The sequence below is a fragment of the Achromobacter sp. 2789STDY5608615 genome, assembly GCF_001298995.1.
In the GTDB taxonomy this organism is placed as follows: Bacteria; Pseudomonadota; Gammaproteobacteria; order Burkholderiales; family Burkholderiaceae_B; genus Achromobacter; species Achromobacter insuavis.
Window position 1 is genome coordinate 1096 of sequence record NZ_CYTY01000078.1, and the last position, 9635, is coordinate 10730.

5 protein-coding genes are annotated in these 9635 nt (G+C 68.8%); 1 reads left to right on the top strand and 4 read right to left on the bottom strand.

What is annotated here, in order from left to right; genetic code table 11:
- The 3 genes from AOZ49_RS31145 to AOZ49_RS31155 form a co-directional block, all read right to left on the bottom strand.
- A partial coding sequence (locus AOZ49_RS31145; protein WP_054479761.1) for a DctP family TRAP transporter solute-binding subunit occupies window positions 1-970 on the bottom strand: 970 nt, incomplete at its 3' end.
- 74 nt (window positions 971-1044) lie between these two features.
- The gene (locus tag AOZ49_RS31150; RefSeq protein WP_054429819.1) at window positions 1045-2343 is read right to left on the bottom strand and encodes a TRAP transporter large permease; all 1299 of its coding nucleotides are present in this window, start codon (window positions 2341-2343) and stop codon (window positions 1045-1047) included.
- A complete protein-coding gene (locus AOZ49_RS31155) occupies window positions 2340-2891 on the bottom strand; it encodes a TRAP transporter small permease (protein ID WP_054479763.1) in 552 nt (183 codons plus the stop codon). Before AOZ49_RS31155 ends, AOZ49_RS31150 begins: the two co-directional genes overlap by 4 nt.
- Before the next feature lie 365 nt (window positions 2892-3256).
- On the opposite strand from AOZ49_RS31155, the gene purL reads away from it, so the two are divergent.
- Entirely contained in the window at window positions 3257-7306 is a 4050-nt protein-coding gene (gene purL, locus AOZ49_RS31160; protein WP_054479766.1) for a phosphoribosylformylglycinamidine synthase, read from the top strand.
- Between the two features lie 135 nt (window positions 7307-7441).
- Here the strand turns inward: purL and AOZ49_RS31165 are convergent.
- Window positions 7442-9635, bottom strand: a 2194-nt coding sequence (locus AOZ49_RS31165; protein ID WP_054479764.1) for a TonB-dependent siderophore receptor, incomplete at its 5' end; no start/stop codon positions are given.

Consider the following 9635-nt stretch of genomic DNA (forward strand, 5'->3'; position numbering starts at 1 on the left):
TCTTCCACTTGTCGTAGACGGGCTGGGTGACCTTGGCGAAGGCGTCATGCTCGGCCGGGCTCAGCGAGGTCACGGTGACGCCGTGGCCCTCGATCTCCTTGAGCAAGGACGGATCTTCCGGCGTGACGCCCTTGCGCGCGATCACGATCTGCTGCTTGCCGGCGTCCAGCGCGGCCTGGCGCACGATGTCGCGGTCCTTTTCCGACCATGAATTCCAGACTTCGCGGTTGACCACGAAGATCAGCGGATCGGCCACGTAGTTCCACAGCGTCAGGTACTTCTGGCCGACGGTGTAGAGCTTGGATCCGGTGTAGATCGACAGCGGGTTCTCCTGGCCGTCGACCGCGCCGCTGGCCAGCGCCGGCTGGGCGTCGGCCCAGCTCATCTGGGTCGGGTTGGCGCCCAGCGCGGTGAACGTGTCGATGTACAGCGGCGAGCCGACCACGCGCAGCTTCATGCCCTTCATGTCCTCGGGCCGCTTGATCTCGCGCTTGGAGTTGCTCAGCTGGCGGTAGCCGTTTTCGCCCCAGGCCAGCGGCACCACGCCGGCCTTCTCGATCAGCTTGAACATCTCCTTGCCCACGTCGCCCTGCACCAGCGCGTCGATGGCGGCGTAGTCGGGCATCAGGAAGGGCAGCGAGAACAGGTTGAGCTGCTTGATCTGCGGCGACCAGTTGATGGTCGAGCCGACGGCCATGTCGATCACGCCCTGGCGGATGGCGGTGAATTCGCGGGTCTGGTCGCCCTGCACCAGCGAGGTGCCGGGGTAGACCTTGATGTTGATGCGGCCCTGCGTGCGCTCGCGCACCAGGTTCGACCAGATCTCGGCGCCCTGGCCCCACGGGAAGGTGGTGCCGACGACGATGGAGAGCTTGTATTCGGGCTTGTAGTTCTGCGCCTGCGCCGCGGCGGGCAGGCCAACCACGGCGGCGGCGCACAGGGTGGCGCCGATCAGCTTGCGGAAATTCATGTTGCGTCTCCTCTCTTTGCGGGTCTGTCTGTTGTTGTCATGAATGCATGCCGGGCGGGTTGCGTCCGGTTCCCTCAATAGCCCAGCTTGCGCGGCAGCCACAGCGCCAGCTGCGGGAACACCAGCACCGCCACCAGCACCAGGAACATCGCGCCCAGCAGCCACACCACCCAGCGCACGGTCGATTCCATCGGCACGCGCGCGATGCGGCACGACACCATCAGGTTGACCGCCAGCGGCGGGGTGAACTGGCCCAGCGCCACCTTCAGCGTCAGGATCACGCCGAACCACACCGGGTCCCAGTTGTAGGCCTTGGCGATCGGCATCAGCAGCGGCACGAAGATCAGGAAGATGGAGATGCCGTCCAGGAACATGCCGACGGTCATCAGCAGCAAAATCAGCAGCGCCAGCACGCCCCATTCGCCCAGCCCGGAATTGACGATGGCGTGGGTGATCGGGTCGATCACGCTGAGCGTGGACAGGGCCCAGGCGAAGATGCCGGCCAGCGTCACCACCAGCATGATCACGGCCGACAGCTCGGCCGCCTCGCGCAGGATCACGTACAGGTCGCGCAGCTTGATGGTGCGGTGGATGCACATGCCCACGAACAGGCCGTAGAACACCGCCACCACGGCCGCCTCGGTGGGCGTGAACCAGCCCATGCGCATGCCGCCCAGGATCAGCACCGGCGCGGCCAGGCCCCACGAGGCCTCGCGCAGGCTCTTCCAGAACGGCGGACGCGGCAGGTGCGCTTCCAGCATGCCCATCTTGTGCTTGCGCGACAGCCACACGGCCGGCACGATCAGCGCCAGACCGGCCAGGATGCCGGGCACCATGCCGGCGGCGAACAGCGCCGGCACCGAAGCCTCGGGCACCAGCACCGAATAGATGATGAAGGCCACCGAGGGCGGAATCAGGATGTCGGTGGCCGCGCCCGCCGCCACCACCGACGCCGAGAACGGGCCCGGGTAGCCGGCGCGCGACATGGCCGTGATCATCACCGCGCCCACGGCCGCGGCGCAGGCCGGGCCGGAGCCCGAGATGCCGCCCAGGAACATGGCCACGGCGATCGACACCAGCGGCAGCATGCCCGGGCCGCGCCCGACGATGGCGATGGCGAAATCCACCAGCCGCTTGGCCACGCCGGAACGATCGAAGATGGAACCGACCAGCACGAACATCGGAATCGCCAGCAGCGGATACTTGGCCAGCCCGGCGTAGAAGTTCTGCGGCACGGTCAACAGGCCATACCAGGGCGTGTCCAGGTTGGACAGCACGATGGCCACGGTGCCGCCGATGCCCAGCGCCACGCCGACCGGCACGCCGATCAGCATCAGCGCGATGAAGACCGCGAACAGGATGCCGGCGATCATGCCTGGCCTCCGTCGGCCTTGGGCAGCGGCGCTTTCCACAGGCGCCGCAGCGTGCCCAGCGTGCGCAGCGAGATGGCCGCGGCCATCGCCGGCAGCCAGATCGAATACCACCAGGTCGGCACGCCGATGGCGGGCGAGGTTTCTTCATAGATGTACTCGTCGGCCACCAGCTTGACCGATAGCACCGTCAGCAGCACGAAGAACGCCAGCACGCAGGTGTTGGAGATCAGCGCCATGATGCGCTGGCGCCGCGGCGAACCGTTGTCGGCCAGGATCTCGATGCGGATGTGATGGTTGCGCACGAAGGCGACGCTGCCGCCGGCCATGGTCAGCACGATCAGCAGGAACACCGAGATCTCCTCGGTCCACGCGAACGACTGGTCGGTGAAGTAGCGCACCAGCACGTTCAGGAAGGTAATCAGCGCCAAGGCCGCCAGCAGGATCACGGCCAGCCAGTCCTCGATGGCCAGCGGCACTTTCACGGCGGGATCTGTTTCGGCGGGGATGATCGGTTCGACAGGCTCGACGGGGGCTTCGGGGCGTGACATGTGAGGCGATGGCCAGCGCGGCGGGGCGCGTTCCAGGTATGGGGTCGCTGCATCCTACCGTCGGGGCAAGAGGGTGGGTGTTCGTGTTTTCCCGCGCTGCGGTATGGGTGCAACATGGTGCGTCGCAATACGTCGGCCTCGCGGGCCCGGTCTTCACGGCTCATAACCCGCGACGGCGGCAGGGGTTTAAGCGCCATATTGCTGTGCAGCAGGTCGGTCGTTGCGTCGCGGAATTCTTTTGTAACAATGACCGAAGCAGGACGAATTCGGGCCAGATCGGGACGCGGGTGTGCTTCCGTCCGGGAAAACCCGCCAAGCGGGGTAAAATCCTCGTTTTGCTTCCCTCCTTATACGGCGCCCGCATCGTGTCCCTTGTTCAGCATCTGCCTGGTTCCTCCGTCCTGTCCTCCTTTCGTCGTGACCGCCTGCTGGCGCAATTGAAGGAAGCCGGCCTGCCGGTGGCCGACATTTCCGCCCGCTACGAGCACTTCGTCAGCACCGACGCCGCCCTGACGGCCGAGCAGCAGCAGCACCTGACCCAATTGCTGGACTACGGCACCCCCGCCACCGGCGAGGCGCCGGCCAAGAGCCTGGCGCTGCTGGTGATCCCGCGCCTGGGCACGATCTCGCCGTGGGCCAGCAAGGCCACCGACATCGCCCACAACTGTGGCCTGTCGGCCGTGCACCGCATCGAACGCGGCGTGCGCTACGTCATCACCCCGGAACGCGGCCTGCTGGGCGCCAAGTCGTTCGACGCCGACATGCTGGCGCGCGCGGCCGACTGCCTGCACGACCGCATGACCGAAACCGTGGTCGACGCCGGCTTCGACGGCCAGGCGCTGTTCCAGCCGCTGGCCGGCAAGCCGATGCGCACGGTCGACGTGCAGGCGCGCGGCGCCGCCGCCCTGGTCGAGGCCAATATCAGCCTGGGCCTGGCCCTGTCGGACGACGAGATCGAATACCTGGCCAAGTCGTTCAGCGACCTGGGCCGCGATCCCACCGACGTCGAACTGATGATGTTCGCGCAGGCCAACAGCGAACACTGCCGCCACAAGATCTTCAACGCCCAGTGGGTGATCGACGGCCAGGAGCAGCCCAACACGCTGTTCGGCATGATCCGCGCCACCCACAAGGCGCAGCCGGAAGGCACCGTGGTCGCCTACTCGGACAACGCCGCCATCATGGCCGGCGGCCCGGCGCAGCGCTTCCAGGCCGGCGTGCCGGGCGTGACCGGTGAGGGCGTCGACGGCGCCAAGTACATCCGCCGCGACACCACCGTGCACACCTTGATGAAGGTCGAGACGCACAACCACCCGACCGCGATCGCGCCGTTCCCCGGCGCCTCGACCGGCGCCGGCGGCGAAATCCGCGACGAAGGCGCCACCGGCCGCGGCTCCAAGCCCAAGGCCGGCCTGACCGGCTTCACCGTCTCGCACCTGCGCTTCGACGACGCCACGCAGCCCTGGGAAGCCGACCACCACGGCCTGCCGGACCGCATCGCCACGCCGCTGTCCATCATGATCGACGGCCCCATCGGCGGCGCCGCCTTCAACAACGAATTCGGCCGTCCCAACCTGCTGGGCTATTTCCGTTCGTTCGAGCAGACCGCCGGCGGCACCCGCTGGGGCTACCACAAGCCCATCATGATCGCGGGCGGCCTGGGCAGCATCGACGCCGGCCTGACGCACAAGGACGTGATTCCCCCCGGCGCGCTGCTGATCCAGCTGGGCGGCCCGGGTTTCCGCATCGGCATGGGCGGCGGCGCCGCCTCCAGCATCAGCATGGGCAGCAACTCGGCCGAACTCGATTTCGACTCGGTCCAGCGCGGCAACCCCGAACTGGAACGCCGCGCCCAGGAGGTCATCGACCGCTGCTGGCAGCAGGCCGAGAACAACCCCATCATCGCCATCCATGACGTCGGCGCGGGCGGCCTGTCCAACGCCTTCCCGGAGCTGGTCAACGACGCCGGCCGCGGCGCCATCTTCGATCTGAAGCGCGTGCCGCTGGAAGAATCCGGCCTGTCGCCCGCCGAGATCTGGAGCAATGAATCGCAGGAACGCTACGTTCTGTCGATCCTGCCCAAGGACCTGGAACGCTTCGACGCCATCGCCCGCCGCGAACGCTGCCCCTACGCGGTGGTCGGCGTGGCCACCGAAGAGCGCCAGCTGCGCGTGGTCGACGGCGAGGGCCTGCCGGGCCTGGACACGATCCGTCCGCAGGGCGAGGCCGAGGTGCGTCCGGTCGACGTGCCGATCGACGTCATCCTGGGCAAGCCGCCGCGCATGACGCGCGACGTGCGCCGCCTGCCGGGCGTGTCCGAGCCGCTCGACCTGGCCGGCATCGACCTGACCGAAGCCGCGTACCGCGTGCTGCGCCACCCCACGGTGGCCGACAAATCGTTCCTCATCACCATCGGCGACCGCACCGTCGGCGGCCTCTCCAGCCGCGACCAGATGGTCGGCCCGTGGCAGGTGCCGGTGGCCGACTGCGCCGTCACCCTGGCTGACTACCAGGGCTTCCGCGGCGAAGCCATGGCCATGGGCGAACGCACCCCCATTGCCATGCTGAACGCGCCGGCCTCCGGCCGCATGGCCGTGGCCGAGGCCCTGACCAACCTGGCCGCCGCCGACGTGGCGCGCCTGGAAGACATCAAGCTGTCCGCCAACTGGATGGCCGCCTGCGGCGTCGACGGCCAGGACGCCGCGCTGTACGACACCGTGTCGGCCGTCAGCGAGCTGTGCCAGGCCGCCGGCCTGTCGATCCCGGTGGGCAAGGATTCGCTGTCCATGAAGACCTCCTGGGAACAGGACGGCGAGCAGCGCCAGGTGGTGGCGCCGGTGTCGCTGATCGTCACGGCCTTCGCGCCGGTCGGCGACGTGCGCGCCAGCCTCACGCCGCAGCTGCGCACCGACGCCGGCGACAGCGTGCTGATCCTGATCGACCTGGGCCGCGGCCTGCACCGCATGGGCGGCTCGATCCTGGCGCAGACCTACAACCAGGTCGGCGAGACCGTGCCGGACATCGATTCGCCGGAAGCCCTGCGCGCCTTCTTCATCACCATCCGCACCCTGGCCGAGGCCGGCACCATCCTGGCCTACCACGACCGCTCCGACGGCGGCCTGTTCGCCACGCTGGTCGAAATGGCCTTCGCCGGCCGCACCGGCATCTCGGTCAACCTCGACATGCTGACCTTCGACCCGCAATCGGCCGATTGGGGCGACTACAAGATCCGTCCGGAACAGGTGGCGGTGCAGCGCGACGAACTGACGCTCAAGGCGCTGTTCGCCGAGGAAGCCGGCGCCGTCATCCAGGTGCCGGCCGCCCAGCGCGACGCCGTCATGCAGGTGCTGCGCGGCGCCGGCCTGTCGGCCCACTCGCACGTCATCGGCGGCCTGAACGGCGGCGACGAGGTCGAGTTCTATCGCGACGGCAAGAAGGTCTGGGGCCAGCCGCGCGCCGACCTCGGCCGCGCCTGGAGCGAAGTCTCCTACCGCATCATGGCGCGCCGCGACAACCCGGCCTGCGCCCAGGCCGAGCTGGACGTCTGGAACGACACGCAGGATCCGGGCATGAGCCCCAACGTGGCCTTCGACCCGCAGGAAGACGTGGCCGCGCCGTTCATCAACAGCGGCAAGCGCCCGCGCGTGGCGATCCTGCGCGAGCAGGGCTGCAACAGCCAGGTGGAAATGGGCTGGGCCTTCGACACCGCCGGCTTTGACGCGGTCGACGTGCACATGACCGACCTGCTGTCGGGCCGTGTCGACCTGGCGCAGGTGCAGGGCCTGGTGGCCGTGGGCGGCTTCAGCTACGGCGACGTGCTGGGCGCCGGCGAGGGCTGGGCCCGCACCATCCGCTTCAACAGCAAGCTGTCGGATCAGTTCGCGGCGTATTTCGCCCGCCCCGACACCTTCGCGCTGGGCGTGTGCAACGGCTGCCAGATGATGGCCGCGCTGGCGCCGATGATCCCGGGCGCCGAGCACTGGCCGCGCTTCACCCGCAACCTGTCCGAGAAGTACGAGGCGCGCCTGTCGATGGTCGAGCTGGCCAAGTCGCCGTCGATCTTCTTTGCCGGCATGGAAGGCGCCCGCATCCCGGTCGCGGTGGCGCACGGCGAAGGCTTCGCCGACTTCTCGCAGCAGGGCGACGCCGGCCGCGTGCTGGCGGCGGCGCGCTACATCGACAGCCGCGGCAACGCCACCGAGGCCTATCCGTTCAACCCGAACGGCAGCCCGGGCGGCCTGACGTCCGTCACCACCGCCGACGGCCGCTTCACCGTGATGATGCCGCACCCGGAACGCGTGACCCGCAACGTCATGATGTCGTGGGCCCCCGAGAAGTGGGGCAACGCCGACAGCGGCGGTCAGTTCAGCCCGTGGATGCGCATCTTCCGCAACGCGCGCGCCTGGCTGAAATAGGAAGCGCCCCCACGCGGCGCGCTTCGCGCTTGCTGCCCCCCGAGGGGCGGCCCGGCGGCGAGGCGGCCATTCTTGGCGGCCTGACGCAAAAAGCCCCACCGGAAACGGTGGGGCTTTTTTCATGCGCGGCCGTCTTCAGAACCGGTACTTCACCCGCCCGATCACGCTGCGCCGGCTGCCCGGGTAGCAATCGGTCAGGTCCGAGCACGTCGCCAGGTAATCCTTGTCGAACAGGTTGGTGGCGCTGACCGACAGCGTCAGGTGCTTGTCCACCGCGTACGACACGCCGGCGTCGATCAGCGTGTGGCTGTCGATCTTGAGCGTGTTGGCGTTGTCGCCGTAGGTCGATCCCACATAGCGCGCGCCCACGCCCAGGCTCAGGCCGGCCAGCGCGGCGTTGCGCACGGTGTAGTTGAGCCAGCCCGAGGCGCTGTGCTCGGGCACCAGCGCCGGCCGGTTGCCCTGGGTGGCGTCGTTGGCGCGGCTGATGCGGGCGCGCACATAGGTGTACGAGCCGGTGAAGTCCCAGCCGTCGCCCAGGCTGAACTTGCCCTCCAGCTCCACCCCGCGCGACTGCACTTCTCCCGAAGCCACCTGGAAGCCCGGATTCTGCAGGTCGTTGGTCAGCACGTTGCTCTTCTTGATGTCGAACAGCGCCAGCGTGTACAGCGCGTTCGAGCCCGGCGGCTGGAACTTGATGCCGCCTTCCCACTGGCGGCCGCGCGACGGGGCGAAGGTGGCGCTGCCATTGGCCGGCGCGGTCACGCCGGTGTTGGGCAGGAACGACTGCGCGTAGCTGACGTAGGGCGCCAGGCCGTTGGGCATGACGTAGTTCAGGCCGGCGCGGCCGCTGAAGCGCGAGCCGTCCTGGTCGCTGGTGCTGTTGAGCAGGCGGTTCTCGTTCTTCTGCCGGTACCAGTCGTAGCGGCCGCCCAGCGTCAGCACCCAGCGTTCGGCCAAGCGCACCTGGTCCTGCAGGTAGAGGCCGGTCTGGTGGGTCGTTTCCAGGTAGTTGGCCATCGGCGTGGTGGGCGTGGGCACGTACACGCCATACACCGGGTTGTAGGGATTGAGGCTGGGGGCGGGGCCGTAGGTGCGCGAGACGTCGGCGCTGCTGCGGTTGAAGTCCAGCCCCAGCAGCAGCGTGTGGGCCAGCGGGCCGGTGTGGAAATCCAGCTGCGCCTGGTTGTCCAGCGCCAGCGCGGTCATGCTTTCGTCGTAGCGGCGCGCGGTGCGGGTCAGGCCGGCCGGGCCGATGCCCGACAGCAGGATGTTGTCCAGCAGTGCGTCGACCTGCCCGTAGCGCAGGTTCTGGCGCACCTGCAACGTGTCGTTGAAGCGGTGCTCGAACAGGTAGCCGATGGTCTTCTGCTTCTGCGTGTAGCGGTTGAAGTCCGGATCGCCGTTGCGCAGGTTGGTGGGCTTGCCGTTGATGGTGACGGTGCCGATGGTGCCGCCGGAGCGGTCGTGCAGGTACTCGGTCTGCAGCGTGAAGCGGGTGGCGGCCGACGGCGCCCAGGTCAGCGACGGCGCCAGGAACAGGCGGTCGTCGGCGATGCGGTCGCCGTTGGGGTAGGTGAACTGGGTGTTGGCGTCGCGCGCCACGCCGATCACGCGGTACAGCAGCGTGCCGTCCGCGGTGGCCGGGCCGGTCAGGTCGACCGCGGCCTGCTTGCGCTGGAAGCTGCCGTATTCCAGCTCGGCCTCGTATTGCGGCGTGGCCGACGGCAGCTTGCTGACGCGGTTGATGACGCCGCCGGCGTCGCCCTGGCCATACAGCACCGACGACGGGCCGCGCAGCACCTCGATGCGTTCGAGCGCGTACGGCTCGCTGCGGAACAGGGTGTAGCCCGAGGTGATCTGGCGCAGGCCGTCCTTGTAGTCGCTGGTGGCCTGGGCGTTGAAGCCGCGCAGCATGACCCAGTCGAAGCCCTTGGGGTCGACGCCGTAGGTCTCGACCGCCACGCCGGGCACGTAGCGCAGCACCTCGGTCACGCTCTGCGCGTTCTGCGCTTCCATCTGCGCGCGCGTCACCACCGAGATCGACTGCGGCACTTCCAGGATCGGCGTGTCGGTCTTGGTGCCGGCGCGGCTGGCCTCGGCCACGTAGCTGTCGGGCGCGATGCCGCCGGCACTGACCGTCACCGGTTCCAGCGTGGCGACGCCGGTGGCCGGCAGCCGGCGCAGCACGTAGCCGCCGCCCTGTTGCTGCGCCGCCAGGCCGCTGCCGGCCAGGATGGCGGCGAATCCGTCGCGCGGCCCGTAGGCGCCGCGCAGGCCGGGGCTGCGCAGCCCGGCGGTGAGCGCGCCGTCGATGGTGAGCATCACG